The organism is Leptospira ellinghausenii (assembly GCF_003114815.1).
GTDB classification, from domain to species: domain Bacteria; phylum Spirochaetota; class Leptospiria; order Leptospirales; family Leptospiraceae; genus Leptospira_A; species Leptospira_A ellinghausenii.
The window spans coordinates 372,042-395,682 of sequence record NZ_BFAZ01000009.1 but is presented as its reverse complement, the minus strand read 5'-3'; the positions used below and the strand labels follow the sequence as shown (position 1 = coordinate 395,682).

The 23,641-nt window shown below is 38.3% G+C and carries 19 protein-coding genes; 8 read left to right on the top strand and 11 right to left on the bottom strand.

Translation table 11 applies throughout. The annotated features are described in order from the left end of the window. From DI076_RS10315 to DI076_RS10305, 3 genes are all read right to left on the bottom strand, one after another. A complete protein-coding gene (locus DI076_RS10315; RefSeq protein WP_108959807.1) occupies positions 1–1,509 on the bottom strand; it encodes a cysteine desulfurase in 1,509 nt (502 codons plus the stop codon). Next, positions 1,496–2,431: a family 2A encapsulin nanocompartment shell protein gene (locus DI076_RS10310; RefSeq protein ID WP_108959806.1), complete on the bottom strand. Its 936-nt coding sequence runs from the start codon at positions 2,429–2,431 to the stop codon at positions 1,496–1,498. The genes DI076_RS10315 and DI076_RS10310 overlap by 14 nt, the downstream gene beginning before the upstream one ends. A gap of 139 nt (positions 2,432–2,570) precedes the next feature. Next, complete coding sequence (locus DI076_RS10305) at positions 2,571–6,062, bottom strand: PAS domain-containing hybrid sensor histidine kinase/response regulator (protein WP_108959805.1); 3,492 nt, start codon at positions 6,060–6,062, stop codon at positions 2,571–2,573. A gap of 53 nt (positions 6,063–6,115) precedes the next feature. On the opposite strand from DI076_RS10305, the gene DI076_RS10300 reads away from it, so the two are divergent. The 4 genes from DI076_RS10300 (at position 6,116) to DI076_RS10285 (ending at position 11,509) form a co-directional block, all read left to right on the top strand. Next, positions 6,116–8,728 (top strand): hypothetical protein, encoded by a 2,613-nt coding sequence (locus tag DI076_RS10300; protein ID WP_108959804.1) that lies wholly within the window; start codon positions 6,116–6,118, stop codon positions 8,726–8,728. Positions 8,729–8,933: 205 nt separating this feature from the next. Beyond that, positions 8,934–10,304, top strand: a complete 1,371-nt coding sequence (locus tag DI076_RS10295) for a hemolysin family protein (RefSeq protein ID WP_100715595.1) — start codon at positions 8,934–8,936, stop codon at positions 10,302–10,304. After that, entirely contained in the window at positions 10,305–10,835 is a 531-nt protein-coding gene (locus tag DI076_RS10290) for a phosphopantothenoylcysteine decarboxylase (protein WP_108959803.1), read from the top strand. Next, complete coding sequence (locus DI076_RS10285) at positions 10,832–11,509, top strand: phosphopantothenoylcysteine decarboxylase domain-containing protein (RefSeq protein ID WP_108959802.1); 678 nt, start codon at positions 10,832–10,834, stop codon at positions 11,507–11,509. The genes DI076_RS10290 and DI076_RS10285 overlap by 4 nt, the downstream gene beginning before the upstream one ends. On the opposite strand, the gene DI076_RS10280 is transcribed toward DI076_RS10285, so the two are convergent. Together DI076_RS10280 and DI076_RS10275 are read right to left on the bottom strand one after the other, a co-directional pair. Further along, a complete protein-coding gene (locus DI076_RS10280) occupies positions 11,495–11,851 on the bottom strand; it encodes a DMT family protein (protein ID WP_108959801.1) in 357 nt (118 codons plus the stop codon). The two genes, DI076_RS10285 and DI076_RS10280, sit on opposite strands and share 15 nt — an antisense overlap. A 13-nt stretch (positions 11,852–11,864) precedes the next feature. Then, positions 11,865–12,620 (bottom strand): SIR2 family NAD-dependent protein deacylase, encoded by a 756-nt coding sequence (locus tag DI076_RS10275; RefSeq protein WP_108959800.1) that lies wholly within the window; start codon positions 12,618–12,620, stop codon positions 11,865–11,867. A gap of 74 nt (positions 12,621–12,694) precedes the next feature. Between DI076_RS10275 and DI076_RS10270 the strand changes: the two genes are divergently transcribed. After that, positions 12,695–13,861: an aminotransferase class I/II-fold pyridoxal phosphate-dependent enzyme gene (locus DI076_RS10270; protein ID WP_108960911.1), complete on the top strand. Its 1,167-nt coding sequence runs from the start codon at positions 12,695–12,697 to the stop codon at positions 13,859–13,861. A gap of 63 nt (positions 13,862–13,924) precedes the next feature. Here the strand turns inward: DI076_RS10270 and DI076_RS10265 are convergent, their stop codons facing one another. The 5 genes from DI076_RS10265 to DI076_RS10245 all read right to left on the bottom strand — a co-directional run bounded on the left by DI076_RS10265 (position 13,925) and on the right by DI076_RS10245 (position 18,473). Further along, positions 13,925–14,461 carry a cytochrome c-type biogenesis protein CcmH gene (locus DI076_RS10265; protein WP_108960910.1) on the bottom strand — a complete coding sequence of 179 codons (537 nt, stop codon included), beginning with the start codon at positions 14,459–14,461 and terminating at the stop codon, positions 13,925–13,927. Between the two features lie 107 nt (positions 14,462–14,568). After that, the gene (locus tag DI076_RS10260) at positions 14,569–16,776 is read right to left on the bottom strand and encodes a heme lyase CcmF/NrfE family subunit (RefSeq protein WP_108959799.1); all 2,208 of its coding nucleotides are present in this window, start codon (positions 16,774–16,776) and stop codon (positions 14,569–14,571) included. Continuing rightward, positions 16,773–17,165, bottom strand: coding sequence for a cytochrome c maturation protein CcmE domain-containing protein (locus tag DI076_RS10255; RefSeq protein ID WP_100726220.1), 393 nt, complete (start codon positions 17,163–17,165; stop codon positions 16,773–16,775). Before DI076_RS10255 ends, DI076_RS10260 begins: the two co-directional genes overlap by 4 nt. 101 nt (positions 17,166–17,266) lie before the next feature. Further along, complete coding sequence (locus DI076_RS10250) at positions 17,267–18,043, bottom strand: YdcF family protein (RefSeq protein WP_108959798.1); 777 nt, start codon at positions 18,041–18,043, stop codon at positions 17,267–17,269. Between the two features lie 28 nt (positions 18,044–18,071). Continuing rightward, entirely contained in the window at positions 18,072–18,473 is a 402-nt protein-coding gene (locus tag DI076_RS10245) for a hypothetical protein (protein ID WP_108960909.1), read from the bottom strand. An 86-nt stretch (positions 18,474–18,559) separates the two neighbouring features. On the opposite strand from DI076_RS10245, the gene DI076_RS10240 reads away from it, so the two are divergent. The 3 genes from DI076_RS10240 to DI076_RS10230 are packed head-to-tail and all read left to right on the top strand — an operon-like array spanning position 18,560 to position 22,688. Then, positions 18,560–19,597, top strand: coding sequence for an MBL fold metallo-hydrolase (locus DI076_RS10240; RefSeq protein WP_174705047.1), 1,038 nt, complete (start codon positions 18,560–18,562; stop codon positions 19,595–19,597). Positions 19,598–19,655: 58 nt separating this feature from the next. Next, complete coding sequence (locus tag DI076_RS10235) at positions 19,656–21,119, top strand: sodium:proton antiporter (RefSeq protein ID WP_439957289.1); 1,464 nt, start codon at positions 19,656–19,658, stop codon at positions 21,117–21,119. Between the two features lie 45 nt (positions 21,120–21,164). Continuing rightward, the gene (locus tag DI076_RS10230; RefSeq protein ID WP_108959796.1) at positions 21,165–22,688 is read left to right on the top strand and encodes an aromatic amino acid ammonia-lyase; all 1,524 of its coding nucleotides are present in this window, start codon (positions 21,165–21,167) and stop codon (positions 22,686–22,688) included. Here the strand turns inward: DI076_RS10230 and DI076_RS10225 are convergent. Next, positions 22,654–23,637, bottom strand: coding sequence for a DUF368 domain-containing protein (locus tag DI076_RS10225; protein WP_108959795.1), 984 nt, complete (start codon positions 23,635–23,637; stop codon positions 22,654–22,656). The two genes, DI076_RS10230 and DI076_RS10225, sit on opposite strands and share 35 nt — an antisense overlap. Positions 23,638–23,641 lie beyond the last annotated feature (4 nt).

The following is a 23,641-nucleotide window of genomic DNA, read 5'->3' as shown; positions in this document are numbered from 1 at the left end:
CTAAAGACCTATTCGATTCGTACTTCCCAATTGGTATAATACTCTTACTAGTGTATCGATATCTTCACAAGAATTGTAAAACGCAAGTGAAGGTCTCACTGTTGATTCCAATCCGAATCTTCTTAAAATTGGCTGAGCACAATGATGCCCTGCTCTTACAGCGATTCCTTCTTCAGCTAGTTTTTTACCAATTGTTTCTGTTTTAAAGCCATCTACAATAAATGATAAAACACCAGCTTTGTCATTTGCTGTTCCGATCAAATGTAATCCTGGAACCTTCAATAATTCCTTAGTGCCATACTCCAATAAGTCATGCTCAAATGCTGATATTTGATTCATTCCAAATTGATTCAAATATTCGATGGCAGCTCCAAGTCCAATCGCATCAGCAATGTTACCGGTTCCAGCTTCAAATCGGAAGGGGGCCTCCTGGAATGTTGTATGATCAAAACGGACATCTTGAATCATATTCCCTCCACCTTGCCAAGGCGGCAAACTATCAAGAATAGATTTTTTTCCATACACAACACCGATTCCCGTTGGTGCAAAAAGTTTGTGACCGCTAAACACAAAAAAGTCACAATCAATTTCCTGAACGTTTACAGGCATATGAGAAACAGACTGAGCTCCATCCACAATCACTAGAGCACCAACTTTATGAGCGGACTTTGTCATCTCCTCTACGGGAACTATAGTTCCAAGAGCATTTGAAACTTGAGTGATGGAGACAATTTTCGTTTTCGAGTTTAATAGACGTTCGTATTCACTTAAGATAATTTGTCCAGAATCATCGACTGGTGCCACCCTTAACTTTGCGCCTTTTTTAGCACAGACCATCTGCCAGGGAACAATGTTTGCGTGGTGTTCTAAATGAGTGATGAGAATTTCATCACCAGCTTGGATGTGTTTGTCGGAGATGATATTGGAAAGGAGATTGATTCCTTCCGTCGTTCCTCTGACAAATATTATTTCTTCAGCACTCCCAGCTCCAATAAATCCTTGGACAAGTGACCTAGCTTTTTCAAAAGCATCTGTGGATCTTGCTGCCAAAGTATGGGCCGCGCGATGGATATTGGAATTCTCATGCAGATAAAAATGAGATAACCTTTCTATCACCGAAGTTGGTTTTTGCGTGGTAGCAGCATTGTCAAGCCATACCAAAGGTTTCCCATTGACCGTTTCTGTCAAAATAGGAAAATCTCGTCTTGCCGATGCGAGATTCCCACCACCTGACTGCTGTATGTTTATATTTCGAAAAGACTGAAAATCAGAATAAGAAAAACCTGTATCCGTCAATTTTAAGTCTTCTAAATAAGGTAAGGACTCTTTTGGTAAATTTTGCGATGGTAAGTCGTTTGATGGAAAATTAACTCCACCAAATGATTGCAATACTCCAAACATTTCCTTTGCCATTTTTTCTAAAGTTTTTTCATCGGGAAACAAAGACGAAGAAACATTTGGAATTGAGTCCGGTTTTAGTTTTAGAAAACTCGGATCATTTGTATTCATAATAATTTCCCACATCGACATTGTCGAGGGCAGCAATGGCATCGTCAGTGAGTATAGCAGCAGAACAATACAGAGAAATCAAATAAGAACCAATGGCAGATCGGTTGATCCCCATAAATCGAACAGAAAGTCCTGGAGTTTGTTCTCCTGGTAAGTTGGATTGGTATAAGCCCACAACTCCTTGTTTTTTTTCACCCACTCTCAGAAGTAAGATATTGGAAGTTCCTCCCGCGGATTTTGGATTGGTTTCGCCATTCACAAGAAGTTTATCCGTAGGAATGAGTGGCAGTCCTCTCCAAGTGAGAAATTGTGCACCAAACAGAGTGACTGTAGCCGGTGGAACTCCCCGTCTTGTACATTCACGACCGAAAGCAGCGATGGCGAGTGGATGCGCCAAAAAGAAAGAAGGTTCTTTCCAGACCTTTGTGATTAAATCATCTAGATCATCTGGAGTAGGAGGGCCTTTTCTTGTATTCAATCTTTGGTGGCTTGGTACATTTTTTAATAACCCGTAATCATCGTTATTAATTAATTCTAGTTCTTGTTTTTCTTTTACACTCTCAATTGCCAAACGGAGTTGTTCATTGATTTGTTCGTGAGGTGAACTGTATAAATCTGAGACTCTTGTTTGGACATCGAGTATTGTGGAGATTAAACTAAGAGTATATTCTCTTGGTTTTTCTTCGTAGTTAACAAATGTTTCTGGAAGTTCTTGTTCCCCTTTTTGCCCGCATAATACATCTACTTGCGTATTGGATTTCACTCGGTTGACACGGAGAACACCTGCTTCTAGTGGTTTCCAGTCAAGTAATCTAACCAAATAACGCGGAGTGATCGCACCATATTGTGCATTGGTTTTTACCGTATTTGCCAATTGGCGAGCGGCTAAGTCTCCCAAAGCATGTTGGGTTTGTTCTGCCATAAATGACCTCTTGAATTGAATCATCAAAGGCTAGTAAAAAGTATGAGTTTGAAAATGAATATTGGGGAAAATTTAGAAAATAAAGTGATGAAATGCTCTTTATTATGTTTAAAATGTATACTATCTTCTACAAATTATTTCATTTCAAAAGCCAGCGTTTCATTTTTTCTGCAATGGTATTCAAAACAACAGGTTTGGATATATAATCATTCATTCCGCTTTCCAAACATCGGTTTTCTTCATCTGACAGAGTGCCTGCGGTCAGTGCAATAATGGGAACATTTTGGCCAACCTGTAGTTTTCTAATTTCCCTTGTGGCGTCATAACCATTCATTTCCGGCATTTGGATGTCCATGAGGATAAGATCAGGTTCTGTTTTTTTAAAATGTTCCACCGCTTCCAAACCATTTGTTGCTTCTATGATAATGGCAGATTGTAAAATTTTTAATACGATTGTTTTTGTTAACATCATATTCACTGGATTGTCTTCTACGATCATCACCTTTGTTTTTTCATTGGTAATAATTGGTTTGAATGTTTCTTTTTGATTCGGGTCTTTTTTAGAATGCCTTCCTGAAATTAAGTCGTATAAACTTTCATATAATATATTGGTTTGGATCGGTTTTAATAAAATGACACCAACTCCAATTTCTTTACCCTTTTCATACAAGGATTCTTCATTGGAAGAGGAATGAATTGTAAAATTGGGCAATTTTGACTTTGATGTGAGTGCATGTGATTTGAGTAAAGAAATGAAATCCAATCCATTCATCTCTGGCATATTGTAATCAGAAATGACAATGTCGTAATCATTCCCTTCTTGGAAATGTTTGAGTGCTAATTTGGGAGAATTGAATGTGATTGTTTCAATATTTTTATAAGCCAACATTTCCCTGATCACAGAAAGATTGGTTTCGTTATCATCAACAACCATAACTCTTTTGATTGATTCCAGGTTTGGTTCAATATTCCTTTCGTTATCAGCAATTGTTATGAATTTAAAATAAAATCGAGAACCTTTGTTCACTTCGGATTCTAATTCGATTTTACTTCCGAATAATTGCAATAATTTGGAAGAGATAGAGAGGCCAAGTCCTGTTCCACCAAACTGCCGAGTAGTGGAACTATCAGCCTGTGCAAATACTTCAAAAATTTTGTTTTGATTCTCTTTACTAATCCCAATTCCTGTATCAATGACTTCAAATAAAAATTCATACTCGTTTTGATTCACTGGGTTTGCTGTTAATTTGATTTGGATTTCCCCTTTGAGAGTGAACTTAAGGGCATTGCCAATCAAATTCAAAAGGATTTGCCGTAGTCGTAGTGAATCAACAAACACATTCCTTGGAACTTTTGGAGATATATTTAAAATGAGTTCTAAACCTTTTTCGTATGCTTTGTGTTTAACGATTTCAGCAATTTGGTGTAGTAGATCAAAAATATTCACTCTTTCTTTATAGAGTTCCATTTTACCTGATTCTATTTTGGAAAAATCAAGGATGTCGTTGATCAAATCAAGAAGTGAAAGTGCAGATAAATGCACTGTTTCCATATACTTTCTTTGGACTTGGTTTAAGTCGGTTCGCATCAGTAAGTCTGCAAAACCAATGACTCCATTGAGTGGTGTACGAATTTCATGGCTCATGTTTGCCAAAAAATTGGATTTGGCAATAGAAGCTTTTTCTGCTTTTTCTCGTGCAATGATCAAATCTTGTTCTAATATCTTTCTATGGGTGATGTCTGTATGGGTTCCAATCACACGTAAGGGTTTACCATCTTCTGTACGTTCAATGACTTTCCCTCTGTCAAGGATCCATTTATAAGTTCCATCCTTGCATAACATTCGATGTTCACTCATATACACACTGGTTTCACCTCGGTAGTGTTTCTCCAGTGCTTCCAAACAATGGTTTAGGTCTTCTGGGTGAACTCGTTTTTCCCATTCCGTAATATCAGTTCCAATTTCTGATTCTGAAAAACCTAACATGGCTTTCCATTGGTTAGAAAAATAAACTTGGTCAGTTTCAGCATTCCAATCCCAAATTCCATCTCCAGAACCTTCTAGAGCAAACTGCCATCTCCTTTCACTTTCGCGTAACGCTTCTTCGGTGGCTTTTTGTGCTGAAATATCGAATCCAATTCCTAAAAAACCCGTGATTTCTCCTTTTGGGTTTTTACTTGCAGTGATCACCAATTGGACAGGGAATTCGGTGCCATCTTTACGTATATAGGTCCATTCAAGTGAATCAAAGGCACCTAATCGTGCTTTGTGGACAAATGTTTCAAAACCAGAAATGGGAACACCAAACTCTCGCGAAAGGGATTCTGCACGAAATAATACCTCCTCTTCTTTGTGTAAGATGGAAGGAGTATTTTTTCCGATCATTTCTTCAGCGGAATATTGCAAATGGTATTCGGCACCTTTGTTGAAATGGGTTATGGTTCCATTCACATCGGTACCAATAATTGTCACATGTGTGGTTGCATCCAAAATTGTTTCCAATTTAGACAATGCTTCTTCTTTTTGTTTGTCTAAGTTTACACTATTTGTGATGTCTTGGAAACTTCCATACACACGAATGCATTTCCCATTTTCAAAAACTCCATGGCCAATGGTTCTTACCCATTTGAGTTTTCCCGTGTTGGTTCTGATTTGTAAGATAAGTTCATAAGATGTTCCATTTTGCATGGCATCTGCAAAGGCATTCCTTAAGATAATTTGTTCTGACTCGATAGGGTAAAATTGGAATGCATTTTCTAAACTAGGCAAAAAGTCCTCAGATACTTCGTGTATCCGTTTTGTTTCTTTTGCCCAAAAAATGGTATTATGAATTAAATCAACTTCCCAAGCACCTACGCTGGCTGCTGCATTTGTTTCTTCGAATAATAAACGTATACGATTTAATTCGTCTCTCTGGTTTTTGATTTCTAATTCTTTTTCTTTTCGTTCGCTGATGTCAGAAACATAAGAAATTTTCTCTGTAGGGTAAGAGTCGTAATAACTAACAACACTATATTCGGATAAATAGATATAGGTTCCATCAGGTTTTTTGAAACGAAATTCCCTTTGGTAAGTTCTTTGTTTACTTTTGATGTATTCCTTTTCTTCGATTTCGATTTGTTTTAAGTCATCAGGATGTACCAAATCTTGGATTTTTAAATTTCCTTTTTTAAAATCTCCCGTTTGGTAACCTAAGTTAAGTGAAACATTGGGTGATACATAGGTGATCAAAAATTCAGAATCAAATTTATATCGAAAAATGACATAGGGTCCACTATCTAAAATTACACCTTCGATATTAAAATTTGGTTCTCCACGCAAAATGACACAAGGCCCAGATTTGGTTTCGAGAAACCTTCCTAAGATCCGGTATTGGTTGCCTAGCAGTGAGGTAAAAAACTGGAAAGGAATCCTTCGGCTCAAAGTTTCTTGGCACAAATTGGATAAAATAAGCCCATCCCTTGGGATAATGGGGAGTTCCTTTAGGTGTTTTCCAACGGCAATGGAATCTTTTGGGAGGTAAAGATTGGGAGATGTTTGGGAGAATTGGATTTCTAAATTTCCATCCATGATGAGGATGAATTCTTCAAAACTTTCCACAATCGTTTGGTAATCGAAACTTTCTGCCATTTCCCTTTATGTCACTTGACCAAATCCCTTGGTCCTAGAGAATCAAAGATACGATGAAGAGTCGACTGTCACTTTCTATTTTTTTCAGTTTCATCATTTTGATTTCCCATACTACTATATACGCACAAAATCAGAGAAATCATGGCTGGATTGTGTCTGGTACCCAAGGAAAATTAATCATCCAAGGAAAAGAACAACTTACCATTCGCGATGATTTTCGATTTAAGACTCCAGAATCTCTCACCACCAATCAGGAAATTGATTTTTATCTTATGCTTGGTGAATATTACCTGAGGAAAAAAGACAAGGTTGGAATTGCGAATATATTATATGATTTAAGGACAAAAAAAGGAGAGTATTCGTTTGCTGATTTTTTACTCACATCTTTGTGGAAACATTCACAAGGTGACGAGGTCCAAGCCATCAAAACTTTGGATACATATATTCAAAAAGAACCAAATACCTACTTTCGTAATTTAGCAAAGAATATGCGAACGAATCTTTTTCAGACAGGAGAAGATGAGAAAAAAACAATGGTTCGGATGGATTGTCAAAAAACAAAACCATACTATTCTCTTTGCCGAGTTTTTCGTTTGCAATATTATATCGATCTTCCTACGGGAAAAGACAAAGATATGCACAAACATTTTGTGAACATCATGCGGGTGAGTTCACCATTTTTTGAAGATACCAATTTAGAATGGATTCCACTTCTGGATCGGATTGATGAAGACCTACCGGCTAAATTGTCCTTTTTAGGTTTTGTGAGAGAAGGGATTCATTTCCAGAGAATGATCATGGATTTGGAGCGAATCACTGATGGTACCTATAACGAAAACTCGATCGAAAGATTGGCATTTTTCCAAATTTTATTAGGTGATTATAACGGAGCTGAAGATTCATTTCAGAATTTTTTAAAATCAGCGCGTGGTAAAAAAACATCCATCCTCAATCGTATTTATGTAAAGTTAGGCGCACTTGCCTATTTCCAAAAAGAGTATAAAAAATCCTTAGATTATTATATAAAATTAGATCTAAACAATTGGTCTTCAGACATTCATCATCCTTTTTTAAACGAACCAATGACTTTGGCAGAAGTAAAAGATTTGATTTCAGTTTCTTTATACAAAGTGAACGGTTCAGAATCAGCTCTAAAAGCATTACAAAAAATCAAAGATCCAGAAAAGTTAACAGAGGCAGACATTTGGCCAAAACTTCGTATTTCCCAAATGTTAATGGACCAAAATCCTGAGTTGTCATCTCGGATGACAGATGAGATCATTTATATGGCTCAGGAAAAAAAATGGAGACGTTTAGAGTATGCGGCTACCATTTTACAAGGTTATAATCAAATCTATCGAAAGGAATATCGTAAATCAACCATTGAACTCACAAAAAGCCGTGGGATTTTAGATGAAGAAAATGCATTTTATGCGGCTGAGTTCCTACGTAATTTTGGATTTATTTTTGCTCATACCGCTTCTGGAAAAAAAGGTCCTGTGAATGGAAATATCAAAGATGGACTCAGCGATTATTTGTTAAACCATCCATACGAAGATTTGTATTACATTCGTAACTATAGGCCACTTGCTTTTTCGACGGATTTGTTTTTTGAATATGCTCTCAGCCATTTACGTGATGATAATGATGTATGGGGACTCTTTGATACATTGTTTAAATACAATTCAGTCAAAACACAACGGAATACAAAGGGGAGTCCCCATTCTTTATTCCAAATTCCGTATGTGCACCAACAGTTTAAATTTTTATCTGGATTTTCCACTGCAAGAGAATCTAAGTTTTTTGATTCGACTTATGCGGAGAGTAGGGAAACGGAAAATTTGATCCAGAGGAAAAATGAAGAAGAAAACACACGTTCACTAGAATCAGTAAAACTACCTACTGTATTCCTCCTCCCTTATAAAGATGAGTTTTATGTTTTCACATTCAATCCAAAGGATTCCAAACGAAACCAATTGAATTGGAAAATGGTAAGAACACAAAGACCCGATGCTTCTGATATTTTAGATGTAGTGAGAGAACTAGTTTCTGCCAATAAAGACCATGATAAAATTCAAATTTATCTAAATGATTCTGGGATGGGATTGTTTCGTTCTCTCAAAAAAGAAATGAAAGAACAGTCCTTTGTTTTTTTCTTTAGTTTGTATCCCAATACAGACACTCAAAAACCTCTCAATTTGTATTCTTGGAAATGTCCGACAAACATGCATTCACTGGATGGCAAAGGAATCACACTTGTCGACACTGCTTATTTTGAAGGATCGAGGATATTAAAAGACAAAGAACGTTTGCACCTATGGGATTTTCCCACAAATGCAAGTGTTTCCAATTTAGGTCCAGTCCACAGTTGGTCCTGCCGATCGGAAACTGGGGTCACAGAGGAGATTTCGTTACTCAAATTGTATCGCAGGATCGATTACCGAACGGTTCCAAAAATGATCGTCTACACCGAACGAGTGTTAGGGAAATCATGGAGCGACCCGAATCTCCACCAAGAGTGGTTGCATTTCTGGTTTCGGTCTGGCACAAAAAAAATTGGATACCTTCCGACACTTCCTGTCCTTGACCAGATTTCATTACAAAGCCTAACCGAACAGGCAGCGTACAAAGAAGACGGGGTTTGGATTTATTCCACGGCCCAATAAATGTGACATAAAGGTACTAATCAAAATTAAAATTTTGATCGGGGTTTTGGGCAATGGAAGGATTGGATTTTGACTTCCGATGTGATTTCCTGGAAAATCTCCGCAAATTGTAGGCGACACTATAAGATCGGTCCAAAATACTTAATTCTGTTCCTCATTATACAATGGACCCTGATCTTAAAACTTTAGTGGTGTTCGAGTTTCTATGGAAATAATCGGCATCTTTCTCATCTTCCTCCTTGTCTTTGTCAATGGTTTCTTCGTCGCTGCAGAGTTTGCGATGGTATCAATCCGCCCCTCTCGTTTGGAGGAGCTTGTCAAAGAAAACCGGGCCATGTCCCATCTCACCAAAAAAGCGGTCTCCAAAATCGATGATATGTTATCGGTTTGCCAAGTAGGGATCACCATCGCCAGTTTACTCCTTGGTTGGATTGGTGAGGCTTTATTTGCGAGTGTTGTCTCTGGATTCCTTCACATGTTCCAAATTGAATTGGATCTGGTTACCATCCACAGTATCTCGATTGGTGTATCCTTCACACTGATCACTTTACTGCATGTCATCTTAGGAGAGTTAGTTCCTAAAACATTGGCAATCCAAAATACCGAAGCAATTGCACTCGGTGTTTCGGCTCCTATGTGGCTTTTTTATTATTTGTTTTTTCCTGTAACTTTTGTCATGAACCGATTGGCAGGTGGGATTCTCACTCTGTTCCGTTTACAACGAACAGGTGATAAATATGTCCATTCTGCTGAAGAACTCATGATCATCATCGAGGAACAAAGAAAACAAGGTCGTATTGACAATGCAGAAATGCAACTCATCCAAAAGACCTTTGATTTTTCGGAACATACTGCCAAGGACGTAATGACACATCGTCTTTCTATCATAGGAATTCCACAAGAATCAACAATAGACAAACTACTTCCCCTCATTGCCGAACATAGTTTTTCAAGATACCCAGTTTACAACCAAACACTCGATAAAATTGTTGGGATTGTCCACGTTCAAAAATTTCTAAAATGGCAAGCGGCCCATCTCTCGGCCAAAGGCAAAAAAGAAAAAATTACCGTTATCATGGAAAAGGATTTTGTAAAAGTTCCTGAATCGATGTCCATCGAACGAGTGATGACAAAACTCCGTGAGAAAAAACAACATATGGCGATTGTCATTGATGAATACGGTGGCGTTTCCGGCTTACTTACGTTAGAAGATATTATCGAAGAATTTTTTGGTGAAATCCGAGATGAAACAGACACCGATGAAGTGGATGTAACTTCCAAAAATAAAAAAACCAAAACCATCACATTAGATGGCGAAACTGAACTCTCTAGCCTAACTGATATATTAGAAGGGGAAGAACCATCCGATATGGAAGAGGTTCGAACCATTGCTGGTTACTTTATGGAAAAAAATGAAGATATGCCAAAAGAAGGTAGTATCGTTCAAATTAAAAAAGGTAGCCTCAAAGTGAAAAAAATGGAAGGAAACAAAATCATTTCCATCCTATTCACACCCAAATTAGAAGAAGACCACGATTCCGAAATGGAACGGGAATTATCTTACGAGGATCGGTAAATGAAAGAAATCATCATCGCAGTCTCAGGTTCTATCGCTTCTTATAAAGCTTGTGATTTGGTGAGGGGACTTACCAAAAACGGATACCCTGTGCGAGTGATTATGACGGCTAACGCCACTAAGTTTGTTGGGAAAATTACCTTTGAAGCCCTTACTAGTAAACCTGTTCGAATTGATGAATTTGATACAGGGATGGCTCATATTGAGATCAAAAACATTGCATCCGTTTTTGCAGTTGTTCCAGCTTCCGCTAACATCATAGGAAAAATGGCAAATGGAATCGCTGATGATTTAGTGACTTCTACTTATCTTGCATGTACCTCGCCGGTGCTTGTGGCACCTTCCATGAATCCTGGGATGTATCTCCATCCTGCTGTACAAAGGAATTTAAAAACATTAGAAGCTGATGGTGTACACATTGTATCTCCAGACAAAGGCATTGTGGTTTGTGGTGATGAAGGGTATGGCAAACTGGCAACAGTCGAAACCATCATGGAACAAATCATCGAACTTCATAAAAAAAATTCATGAATTTAAAATTCAAACGTGTTGTCATTACGTCAGGTCCCACAAGGGAGTGGATTGATCCAGTTCGTTATATCTCTAATGCTTCTTCAGGGAAAATGGGATATGAAATTGCAAAGTTTTTTTTGCAATACCCTGTGGATGTGATTTATATCCATGGGAATACCTTAGAACGATATGCCAATGTGCCAGGCGCTAAACAAAACTTAGAAGTCGAAACAACAATGCAACTTCGAGATACTGTTTTATCTCAAATGTTGGATGATACTTTACTCGTGATGGCAGCGGCTCCCGCAGATTTTCGTCCCATCATGACAGCAGAACATAAAATCAAAAAAGAAAGAACTTCTGAAGGAAGTAAGGGATTATTACTCGAATTAGAAGAAAATCCAGATGTTTTAAAACAAGTGGATGAGTACATCAAAGAAAACCAAATCAAAAATTCGATCCGTGTTGGATTTGCAGCAGAAACAAATGATTTGGAAAAACATGCCAGAGAAAAACTCGTTCGCAAAGGTTTACATTACATCGTAGGAAATGTTGTAGGTCACGGAAAAGGTTTTGGAGAAGTGGAATCGATTTTACGTATCTTTGGTCCGAATGGACTTGTGAAAGAGATCGGACCTTTACCAAAAGAGGAATTGGCAAAGTCCCTCGTTCAATTTTTAGTGACTGTTTGAATTATTTCCAAAACCAAACGCAAAAAAACCTGCAAGTAAGATCAATCCAAAACTCACAATATAGTTCCACTTGATTTTTTCACCTAAAATCAAAGTGGCAAAAAGGATAAAAACAAAGATTGTGATGATCTCTTGGATGATCTTTAATTGGAATCCTTCATATTTATAAACCGTATACCCAATACGATTGGCAGGCACCATAAGCACATATTCAAAAAATGCAATGCCCCATGAAAATAAAATCACATAAAACATTTGGTTTGACTTTGCATATTTTAAATGGCCATACCAGGCAAAAGTCATAAAGATATTGGATAATAAAAGTAAAACAACTGTTAGCATGATTTAAGATCCTTTAGTCTAATGGTTCATTTGGAAACACTTCGTTCCAGATTTTGGGTAATACTTCACCAGATTTTCCACCAAAGTGGTGTTTCATGGAAGTTGTAAGATTTGTTTCAGCCGGATTGATTTCAATCCCTAAGGCTCCATTACGAATGGCGGTGAGTGCCAATTGGGCGGGGACAGATACGTTGGCACTCGTTCCAATCACAAAAACGATTTGTGATTGTTTACAAAGTTCCCAACTTTTTGTGAGAAGTGTTTGGTCATACTCTTCTCCAAACCAAACAATGTCGGGCCGAAGTAATGATTCACAGTGTTTACAAAATTTAAGTCCAGGGTGGTCCAAACCAACTTGTTCCAAATGGAATTTTGCAGAACAATTTGTACATCTGACACGAAAAATATTCCCATGAAGTTCTATGATGGATTCACTACCTGCACGCGGGTGAAGACCGTCTACATTTTGAGTGATGAGCGAAACAGAATTTGATTTTTTTTGCCAATTGGCAATTGTTAAATGGCCTGGATTGGGTTTTGCGTTTTTACAAATATTCCTCCGCCAATCGTACCATTCCCAAACTAGTTCCGGATTTTTTTGGAAAGCACCAGGAGTGGCTAAATCCTCTGCTCGAAAGTTTTTCCAAAGTCCACCCTCTCCACGAAACGTTGGGATTCCACTTTCGTTTGAGATACCAGCCCCTGTCAGAAAGATGATACTCTTCGCTCTGCGAATTGTTTCCAAAGATTCTTGCGGTAACACGTCCATTTCTTTGGCTCATTCTAACAAATTCTTAGAAAATTTAAATCGGAAAAAATTTTAGGCCAGGAAATCTGGTGATTGTGAGCCATCATTGGGAAGAAATTCAAAAGAAACTGGAGTCCATCAAGGAAAAACAATTATTCAGGGAAACCAAAATCTACCATGGAATTGATTTTTGTTCCAATGATTATATGGGTCTTGCCACTAACTCTTGTATGTTGGAATACTATCGGTCTTTAACAGACTTGTATCCCTTTGGTTCGACAGCTTCAAGGCTTGTTCGTGGTAACTATGATTCCATGGATTTTTTCGAAACGGAATTTGCAAACTTTGTGGATGGAGAGGCCGCGTTACTTGTATCTAATGGTTTTGTCGCAAACTTTGGCCTCATTGATTCCATTGCTGCGCCAAATTGTTATGTATTCACAGACCGTTTGAACCATGCCTCGATTTTGGATGGGATACGAATTTCTGGTGCCAAAAAAAAATACTACAACCACTTGGATTTACAACATTTACAAACCTTATTGGAGAAGGCAAATGACGAAGACCCAAACCAAAAACACAAACGAATCGTTGTTACAGAATCATTGTTTAGTATGGATGGAGATAGCCCCGATTTTCACAAACTTCTCGAATTAAAAAAACACTATGGTTTTGTCTTGATTGTGGATGAAGCACACGCACTAGGTGTGTATGGCAAAGAAGGCAAGGGGATTTTGTTTCGCGATTTACCTCCCGAAGGCATTCAATCGATAGATTACCGAGTGTATACATTGGGTAAATCATTTGGATTGGAAGGAGGGATCATTGTAACAAAACAACTGGGAAGAGACCATTTAGTCAATGTCATGCGACCCTTTATATTTTCTACTGCACCACTTCCCATCATTTCTAAATTGGCAATATTTGCCTTAAACTTATTACGATCTATGGAGTCTGAGAGGTTTCAATTATTCGAACTCACCAGAGAATTAAAACAATCTTTACTTACAAATGGTTTTATGATTACTAATACAGAATCCCATATCATACCACTATTACTTTCATCCGAAACAGAAACTTTAACCTATGCCAAACGATTACAAGAGATGGGTCTCGATGTCCGCGCCATCCGCCCACCAACAGTTCCTACTCCCAGATTGCGGATCAGTTTGAATGCAAAGTTAACAAGGGAGGATACAAATTCCTTGGTTTCCGCCCTGGTTCAAATTCGAAAGGATTGTGAAACGGTTTCTTTTCCTTAATTGACTCTAGCAGTCTGTCGTATCAATTCTTTGTCCAAACGAAAATCCCAAGCTTGAAATCTCTTAAGACTCTTCAAATTTGCGAATTTTATCTTTGATGGCTTCCGTAGTGGAAGTTGAAGTTGATTTGGAGTTTACTTGGGAAAGTACAGATTTTTCTCGCGATTTTTTCGTTCCATAACGATAGATCCCAAATAACCCAATAACACCTAATCCAAGTAATGTGGCATTGATCCAAGTATCATCAGGTTTTGCTAATATTTTAGGTCCAAAACCATAGACTATCGAATCAACCATACCTTGGTTTCCATTTTCTTGGAACATGAGTACAATGGGGTCTTGTAAAACTGAAGTACCAAATCCATTTTCCATTTTGGAAATGATTTCTCCTTCTCCCATTCCTTCTTTGATTCGGTTTTCAATAAAACTTTTGAGATAACTGGACGCAGCACACATGTTAAAGGAACAAGATTGGATGGGAAGGCTCGGTAAACAGATACATCTGATTTTTTCGGTAACCTTCAGGAAGGTTTGGATCTGAGTTTCTTCTTTTAGATTAGTGGTTGTTTTTTGAGAGAACACACTACTTGTGATTCCCATGAAGAATACACTAGAAAGTAACCATCGTAATAAAAGACCCGGCGAAACATACCGATTGTTCATTTGGAAAATCGTCAATCGATACGAGCTTTCATATCCTATTTGTTTCATGTTTGATTCCCTCTGGTTTGTTTTTTCCTTTCGCCAATGGGCAGTAACAAAAAGATCCCAGACATAAAATAGAGTAAGGAGCCTATCCAAATCAATTTGACGAGTGGGTTGATCCAAACTTCTAAGTTTGCAACAATTTGCCGTGGGAAATTGAGGAAAAGTTTGAGTTTGTCTGTTTCACTTCCTGGTGTGAAGTAATACTGCATGAACATCAGTGGTAAGTCAGGGTTTTCTGATTTTAGATCCGAAGTTTCGATTGCACCAAGTTGGATGTAAAAATCTTCTTTTGCCATGGAATGAATGGCTGGTTCACTTGTTGGAATATGAGTTTCGAAATCTCCCGTTAGGTGGGAAATCTGTGGATAAAACCTACGTTCTGTATCAAGTGTTGCAATTTTTTCCAATCCACGATAAATTCCATAACTAGCTTCTTGGGAAACAATCACATTCTGGATGTTAGGTTCCCCACCAAGTCCAGAAATAAGAACAGGTTTGATTTTGAGTGTGTTTGCTTCAATTTGATAACCACCAATCATTGCTTTGTCGATGGATTGGTAGATGATTTCTTCTGAAGTTGGCGGTTGGAGTTCATAAAAGAAACGAACCGATGTATTGATTTTAAAGGCATTCCCTGCATAACCAATAAAAATAAGAACAAGGGAGAAGTGGACTAAATACCCACCATATCTCCTTTTGTTTTTAAGAAGTAAGTTTACTCCAGCTCGTAACAAAGATTCTTCTTTGTGTTCATCACGCCTAGCTTTGATTCCTCGGTAATATTCTTGGATGATCCCGGCAATGGTAAATACACCAATCCCAACTGTGAGAACAGAATACACTTCTGCTAAAACATCTCCGTACTTAGAATCAGGTTTTGTAAAGTTTTGCGAATAAAACAGGATGTAGAGTCCACCACCCAAAATTCCAAATAGGAATGGTTTGAGTAAGGTAGAAAAAAATACTGCTCCAGCACCTTTTCGCCAAGCAAGCAGTGGAGCCGAACCCATGAGTAATAATAAGAATATCCCTGCAGGAACACCCCAAGAATTAAACCAAGGAGCCTTAAATTCTTTTCCATAAAGAAGTGGCGAAAAGACACCTAACAAAATAGCTGCGGTAGATAGTACCAAAAGAAAGTTGTTTAATAAAAAACTTCCTTCTTTGGAGGTGATGGCTTCTAAGTTTCGTTCTGGTGTGAGGTTTTTCCTTCGGTAGATGACAAACCCTGTAAAAAACAAAAAACTTGCGATGATATAAACGATAAACGGAGTTCCGATTGTCGATTTGGAAAAACTATGAGGACCTTCGAGAACACCTGAACGAGTGATCCATGTGCCAAGTAAACTAAAGTGGAAGGCAAGGATCACAAGTAACATATTCCAAAACTTTAACATTCCACGGCGTTCTTGGATAACAACAGAATGGACAAAGGCACTTGTGAGTAACCATGGCATTAACGATGCGTTTTCGACTGGATCCCATGCCCAATACCCACCCCAACCTAACTCTTCATAGGCCCATTTGGATCCGAGTAAAATTCCTGTTCCTAGAAAAAACCAAGAAAACAAAGTCCATTTGCGAATGAACTTCATCCAGTCTTCTGAAAGTTGTCCCGATACAAGTGCTGACATTGCTATTGCAAATGGTATGGAGATACTCACATAACCAATGTAAAGAATGGGAGGGTGGATGATCATTGCCCAGTGTTGGAGCAGGGGATTGAGTCCTCTTCCTGCAGCTGCTTCTGGAACAAATTCGCGGAATGGTTGGGCGTCTCCATAGAACACAGCGAGGAAACTAAAAAAACCAGATAACACCGCAAGGATAAGATTCATCATTGGGATTCGGTCTTCAATGGACTTACGAGTTTGCCATAACACGATGAAGGTGAAAACATTTAAAATCAAATTCCAAAACAGTAAACTTCCCGATGACCCAGACCAAATCGATGTCATTTTATAAAATAAGGGAAGGTGTTCGCTGGAATGCATCACCACATAATAGTTACTATAATCAGAACGTACAAGCTGAGTGAGTAAAACAACAAAGGTCAAAACAATGACAAATGGATTTGTCATGAGGGCCAAACGGCCCAGTTCCACAGCTTTTCGTTCTTTTGAAATGATTCCGTAGATGGTTTGGATGGCAGAAAAAATTAAAATGGCGAGAGATGCAGAAAGTAAGATGGTTCCTAAATTATTCATTTTTCCTCGGCATACCCTGCTTCATATTTGGAAGCACATTTCGCTTCGACGTGACTTGCAACAAGGACTCCCTTTTCTAATTTTCCATCTACACGGGCCCTTGCTCCTTCTTTAAATGCATCTGGTAAAAGGGTTTCTCCTGTAAAAAAAACAGGGATGATTTGGTCGTTGAGTTCCAAATCAAATTTTGCTTTTTTCCCTTCACGGACCAAACTCCCTACACGAACAAATCCCCGCACTCGTAAGTTTTGTTCCGAGTATTTTGTGGGATTGGCAGCAAGTTCAGAAGCATCGAGGAGAAGGTACGATGTTTCTTGTGAGGAAAAATAAGCAATGCCTCCAAGAGAGATTGCAATGAGGAATAAAAGGGTTAAAAACTTACGATTCATAGTCCATTCTTTAGACGAAATCACGTCTTTCCTCTAAGCTCTCTGATTGGTAGTTTCGGTCAAACAAAAAGGTTGTGATGAATCATTCTGAAAAACCTGATTTAAAGGTAGGATTTGGCACGGTAAACAAAATACCCAACCCATTCCTTGATCGCAAATGTGGTAGTATCAAGATAACCAGCTGATGGCACAAACAATTCAAATGCACCAGAATCCATTTGAAAGGATCTATAATCAGTTGGGAAGAGGAACACATTTAAATTTTGTTTTTGGAAACAACCAGATGCTCGTTTCATATGAAAGGCTGATGTGACAAGGATATAGGTTTTAAAATTTAATTTCTCCACGATTTTTTTCGTTTCAACTGCATTTTCATATGTATTTCTGGAATTGTTTTCTAATAAGATATCGGATTCTTTTACACCTAAATCGATTAACAATGATTTGGCTAAGTTTGCCTCTCGAAATTCGTCAGACAATAACAAGCCAGACCCACCAGTAAAAAGGATTTTTTTGATTTTGCCAGCTTTGTAAAGACGAACAGCATCTGTGATCCGGTCTGCAGAATCTGTGAGTTCAGGCCTTGCCTTCACAGAAGAAATGGTTTGGATCATTCCGCCAAGAACAATGGCTACATCCGCATTGGGAGTATCCTGGATGGAAATAGGGGGGTATTCTTTTTCTAAACTGGATACAAGTGAATTGGCAACATAAGAACTGGAAGTGAGATATAAAAACAAACAAATGAGGAAAAAAAGAAACTTCGTTTTCTTTGGTTTGATGCGAAACAATAGATACAAACAAAGGAGGAAAAATACGGGTAAGGGGTAAAGAAATATGGTAAGTACTTTTGAGAAAAAGAAAAATAAGGAATCCATAATCTAAGAATTGGAAACACCAGCAGTTTTACCAGTCCAAATCTGGACCAAGAACTCCTATCCCACTGCCCCAATACTGAGATGGGTGGGGGTAACGAACAGAGATACCTAGTGGTGAACGAGAATATTTCCAATCCCTTGCGATTTGTTTTCGCAATTGCATCTGTTCTTCTGAAACTCCTAATCCTGGTTCATTTAAGAACTGTTTGGTGAGCTCAACCCATTCTTTGATTGCTGCTGGATTTTGTTTTTTTAAATCTTGTATGAGAATTCGTAATTCGAACTCAGCATCTTCCCTGAGGTCCCTAGCAATTTCCGAAATTTCGGCATTGGAACCAAAAACAGTTTCGTTTCCTTCCGTACGATCGACTGCATCTCTCCATTTTGCATAGGCGATGAACAAATTTTTTGTTTCGTCAAATCGATACATTGTAGTATGAGATTTTGTTTTGGATTCAGAAAAAGGCAATCGAAAAATGAGACTTTCCTTTTTTGCTTTCTTACAGTCTAAAATTCGTGAAATGGAAAACCGTAATCTCCCTTCTTTTGTCATTTGGATTGTCGACAAACATCCTTGCTGATTCCAAAATCCTAAAAACACACCATGCCGAATCTGGATTCCAAAACCCAAATCCAGAATTCAAACGAAAAGGTTTTTGGGATGTTTTTGCATGGCAATGGGATCGTTTTTTTTTACCGTACAGTTTGGACGCAAAAACTTATCCAGAGTTTCCCATTCTAAAAAATGATGGTAGTCTCTTACAAAAGAATCAATCCAAACTATCTGTGACTTGGGTTGGACATGCAACAACTCTTGTCCAAATTGATGGAGTGAATATCCTCACAGATCCTATCTGGAGTGAAAGATGTTCTCCACTCAGTTTTGCTGGTCCAAAACGATACACTCCACCTGGAATCTCGATCACAAATTTACCTAAAATCGATATCATCATTTTATCTCACAATCATTATGATCATACTGACATCCCCACTTTAAAAATCTTAGAAGAAACTTTCCATCCTATGGTTCTCACTGGACTTGGGAATCGGAAATTATTGTTAGCTGCTGGACTGAAACATGTAAAAGAAATGGATTGGTGGGAAGAAGTAACATTTCGTTCGCTAAAACTCACTTTCACTCCGACACAACATTTCAGTGGAAGAAGTCTTTTTGACCGTGATGAAACTTTATGGGGGAGTTTTATGCTCGTTGGTGTAAAAGAAAAAGTTTATTTTGCAGGTGATACTGGCTATTACACTCATTTTAAAGATATTGCGAACCATTTTGGCCCCATTGACATTGCCATTTTACCCATCGGTGCCACAGAACCACGATGGCTTATGGAACCTGTCCACATTGATCCAAACCAGGCAGTTCTCAGTTTTCTAGACCTAAAGGCAAAATACCTAGTTCCCATGCATTATATGACCTTTGTTTTATCTGACGAACCTCTTGATTCTCCTGTGCCCCGCACAAAAGAAGCACTGAAACAATCGGGAATCTCCGAATCGGCATTGGTTCCTTTAAAAATTGGAGAATCACGCTTTTTTTAGTTCCAAGTGATTTCTCTTTCGGGTATGCTGTCCTAAAAAAAATAGGATGGTGAGCACGTTGAAGAAGCTTCTCACATTGATGGTTTTCCTGGTATGTTTGTCTGTGACAACTTTCGGGATATTTGCCGAAGAACCAACTCCGGTTCCAACCGAGACAACAACACAAGAGGAAACTGGGCATTCCTCCCATGGTGAATCCGTTCACGAAGAACTCCCGTATTGGACAGTACTTCCTTTTGTGGCAATTCTCCTTTCCATTGCGATATTGCCTGTTGCCTCTCACAAAACAGCGCATTGGTGGGAAGATAATAATAACAAACTCATTTTAGCTGTTGGGCTTGGAGCAATCTCTTTTGTTGTATTACTTGTTTATGGGTATAGCCATAACATAGTGCACACTGTATTCTTTGATTATATCCCCTTTATCATTTTACTCGGTTCCTTGTTTTATATCTCCGGTGGGATTGTGATTAAAGGTGATATCCATGCCACGCCATTGAATAACACTTTGTATCTCTTAATTGGTGCTACACTTGCATCTTTTATTGGAACAACGGGAGCATCGATGTTACTTATCCGCCCTTTGTTAAAAACAAATAGCGAAAGAAAACATGTTGTCCATACTGTTGTGTTTTTTATTTTCCTTGTTTCCAATATTGGTGGTTCCTTAACTCCACTTGGAGATCCTCCATTGTTTTTAGGTTACCTCAAAGGTGTTCCATTCACTTGGACATTTAAGTTGTTGCCCGAGATGTTAGTTGCAGTTGCAATCTTACTCACTGTTTATTTTGTTTGGGATACAATGGCATACAAAAAAGAAACCAAAAAAGATATCAAACGTGATGATAAACTCGCAACTCCATTTTCCATCGGTGGGCAAGTCAACTTCATTTGGTTACTCGGTGTGATCTTAGCAGTTGCTTTTTTAAACAGTAACTACATTCCGCAAATCAACGAAACTCCAACACTTGGATTCATTCGTGAAGCAGTCCTCATCATTTTGATTGGTTTATCCAAACTCACTTCAAAAGAAGAGAATCGAAAGTTTAATAACTTTACGCTTCACCCCATCCAAGAAGTTGCCTATCTTTTCATTGGAATTTTTATCACCATGATCCCTGCTCTTGTCTTACTCGAAGCACATGGAAAAGAACTTGGGATCACTGAAAATTGGCAATTTTTCTGGGCAACTGGTGCATTTTCTTCTGTGTTAGACAATGCTCCTACATACCTAACGTTTGGATCACTTGCATCGGGTCTTCTCACACCAGCAGGATCTGCTCCTCTCACCCTTGGCCAATTCATTGGAAACGTCCAAGCAGAAGAGATCTTAAAAGCAATCTCTGTCGGTGCTGTGTTTATGGGTGCCAATACGTACATTGGTAATGCTCCTAACTTTATGGTGAAGTCAGTTGCAGAAGAAAACAAAGTGAAGATGCCTTCCTTTGGTGGGTATTTAGCATATTCGATGGGAATTTTAGTTCCTGTTTTTATCCTCCTCACTTTTATTTTCTTCGTCTAAGTTGTAACAACACCAGGGATTATCTCCCTGGTGTTCCATCATTTCATGTTTCTCCAATTATCTGATTTATATTCATTAGCACACTCTGGTTCGTTTTCACATCTTTCAGAAAAGAAGGAAAGATTAGAAACAGAACGCAAAACACTCGAATCCATTCTGTCCTCTTCCAAAGAGAAACTCATTTATGGCATTCACACAGGATTTGGTCCACATGCATTCACTTCCAATGATGAATTGGAACTCATTCAAAAATCACTGATCTATCATTTGACAGTAGAGCCAGTGTTAACTGGTGATGGAACTCCTCATTCTCATTTAAACCACAAAGAAGCAAGGGTCGTACTGGCAGCAAGGTTATATAGTTTGTCTCTCGGAGGTTCCGGGATTCGGTATGAAACTTTAGAAATTTTAAACCAACTTCTCGACTTGGATTGTATTCCCATCATACCGGAAAGAGGTTCTCTCTCTGCTTCGGGAGATTTAATTCCTCTCAGTTATATTCCATTGGCACTTCTCGGCGAATCAGGATTCACTGGCAAAGGAAAAGAGTTAGGTCCCACAAAGTTAAATGGAAAACGATCAGAAATCATAGGCCTTCCCTGGACCCCACATCCCAAAGAAGCAATCTCACTTACCAATGGGACAAGTTTTACCACAGCCTTACTTGGTACCCAAGTGATGGAATTTCGGAATTTGTTTTTGTTAACCATTGAGATTTTACAATACCTCTTCCATTACCATTCTGTTTTCCCTGATGCCTTCCATCCAGAATACCACAAACACAAACAATTCTTTGGACCGAAGTTCCTATCTAGTTTACTCCATCCCATTGTTTCCCAAAATCCAAAACGGAAAGTGGAAGGAAAACGAATCCAAGACATTTATTCAGTTCGATGTATCCCTCAAATTTTAGGTTCCATTTGGGATGAATTGGAATCGATTATAAGAATCGTTGAACAAGAGTTAAATTCTTTGTCTGATAATCCTGTTTTAATACCCACTTCTGAAAATGATCAAACAGAGTTTCGATTTGCAGAAGGAGGAGGGTTTTATGCCTCTCAAGTTAGTTTTGCAGCAGATCGTTTGCAAAATGCCATGGCAGTTTGGTTTACATGGATGGATCGTTTTTTGAATTATTTGATGGAACCAAAAGAAAACGATGAATTTCCTTTGATGTTGTCTGCAAAACCTGGGACCTACGCTGGATTGTCTGGACTAGGTTTGATGTCAGCTCATCTAACAGCAGAAGTACGAAGAGATAGTATGCCGGGGTCAGTACAATCAATCCCAACCAATGGTAATAACCAAGACATCGTTCCCATGGGAGCGATCTCTGTTTTACGAAATCGTAGGACTGTGTTAAGTGCAACGAAACTTTTAGCGATTTTTGGTTATGCAGTGTACCAAACGTCTTTGTTTGCAAAACGTAAAGATCTCGTGCCAAATTTTGAATTGTTTTCTGGAATGCAGACGATGGAAAAAGACAGAAGTCTGGATTTTGAAATCCAGACTTTGGTGGAACGAATCCGAAATACTACTTCTTCTCTTGTAACGACTCCAATCGATTGAGTCCCAAACCCAATACCAAACCAAATACAAGTGAGGCGAGTGGGATTTGTGCTTCTTCAAAATCTTTTGGGAGTATGTTTTTGGCAGTTGCGATTTGGATATCACGTTTGACTTCACCTGATCTACCAACAATTGCCTGTCCATTTGCATAATCCTTAAATGGCCAAAGGATAAAAAAGGATCCGAGAATCAGACCAAGTAAAAATGTCATTGTATGTGATTTGTATTTCACAAATAACCATTTTACAATATGTGTGAAAATCAATAGTCCAAGTAAACATCCAACCCCAAACGCACCTAAAAATAGAATCGAACCTGGTTCTAAGATGGTAGAAAGTTTACCAATGACAATTTGATATTCACCTAACACGAGCATTATGTATGATCCGGAAATTCCAGGAAGGATCATCGCTGAAATGGCAATCATCCCAGTGGCAAATGCAAAAATTGGATTTTCGGATCCGGTGTTTTCTCCCATAAAAAAACTGGGAACGATGGTTAATAGAATTCCTGGGACTAAAAATAGCCAAACGACAAAACTATGTTTTTCAATGAGTTTGTATGGTACAACTAGTGATGGAATGATAAGGCCTATGAAAAGAGCAAGAGTTGCTTGTGGGTAGTTTTGTAATAAGAATTGGATCAGTTTTGCTCCAGAGATTACGGAAAGTAAAAGTCCAAAACCAAGGAATACTAAAAACCAAAAATCGATTCGTTTCATTTCCAATGCAAAACGATCTCTCACACCTTCTTTCCAAAAACCTACAAGTAGGGAAAGGGAAACTTTGATGGTTTCCAAATTTAAGGAAGTGATGGCAGTGATGAGTCTGTCATACAAACCCAAGATAAGTGCAAAGGTTCCACCAGATACACCAGGGATTAAATTGGCAATTCCAATGAGAAATCCATTGAGAATACAAAAGAGAATTTCTTTTTTTGTAAGAGGCATATCG

What these genes read in the sequence shown, in the direction of transcription:
- DI076_RS10275 (WP_108959800.1), bottom strand. Translation starts at nt 12,620, where the DNA reads ATGGACGTGTTACCGCAAGAATCTTTGGAAACAATTCGCAGAGCGAAG.
- DI076_RS10255 (WP_100726220.1), bottom strand. Translation starts at nt 17,165, where the DNA reads ATGAATCGTAAGTTTTTAACCCTTTTATTCCTCATTGCAATCTCTCTT.
- DI076_RS10225 (WP_108959795.1), bottom strand. Translation starts at nt 23,637, where the DNA reads ATGCCTCTTACAAAAAAAGAAATTCTCTTTTGTATTCTCAATGGATTT.
- DI076_RS10265 (WP_108960910.1), bottom strand. Translation starts at nt 14,461, where the DNA reads ATGGGAATCACAAGTAGTGTGTTCTCTCAAAAAACAACCACTAATCTA.
- DI076_RS10305 (WP_108959805.1), bottom strand. Translation starts at nt 6,062, where the DNA reads ATGGCAGAAAGTTTCGATTACCAAACGATTGTGGAAAGTTTTGAAGAA.
- DI076_RS10310 (WP_108959806.1), bottom strand. Translation starts at nt 2,431, where the DNA reads ATGGCAGAACAAACCCAACATGCTTTGGGAGACTTAGCCGCTCGCCAA.
- DI076_RS10250 (WP_108959798.1), bottom strand. Translation starts at nt 18,043, where the DNA reads ATGGATTCCTTATTTTTCTTTTTCTCAAAAGTACTTACCATATTTCTT.
- DI076_RS10315 (WP_108959807.1), bottom strand. Translation starts at nt 1,509, where the DNA reads ATGAATACAAATGATCCGAGTTTTCTAAAACTAAAACCGGACTCAATT.
- DI076_RS10290 (WP_108959803.1), top strand. Translation starts at nt 10,305, where the DNA reads ATGAAAGAAATCATCATCGCAGTCTCAGGTTCTATCGCTTCTTATAAA.
- DI076_RS10295 (WP_100715595.1), top strand. Translation starts at nt 8,934, where the DNA reads ATGGAAATAATCGGCATCTTTCTCATCTTCCTCCTTGTCTTTGTCAAT.
- DI076_RS10285 (WP_108959802.1), top strand. Translation starts at nt 10,832, where the DNA reads ATGAATTTAAAATTCAAACGTGTTGTCATTACGTCAGGTCCCACAAGG.
- DI076_RS10245 (WP_108960909.1), bottom strand. Translation starts at nt 18,473, where the DNA reads ATGTATCGATTTGACGAAACAAAAAATTTGTTCATCGCCTATGCAAAA.
- DI076_RS10260 (WP_108959799.1), bottom strand. Translation starts at nt 16,776, where the DNA reads ATGAATAATTTAGGAACCATCTTACTTTCTGCATCTCTCGCCATTTTA.
- DI076_RS10280 (WP_108959801.1), bottom strand. Translation starts at nt 11,851, where the DNA reads ATGCTAACAGTTGTTTTACTTTTATTATCCAATATCTTTATGACTTTT.
- DI076_RS10230 (WP_108959796.1), top strand. Translation starts at nt 21,165, where the DNA reads ATGTTTCTCCAATTATCTGATTTATATTCATTAGCACACTCTGGTTCG.
- DI076_RS10300 (WP_108959804.1), top strand. Translation starts at nt 6,116, where the DNA reads ATGAAGAGTCGACTGTCACTTTCTATTTTTTTCAGTTTCATCATTTTG.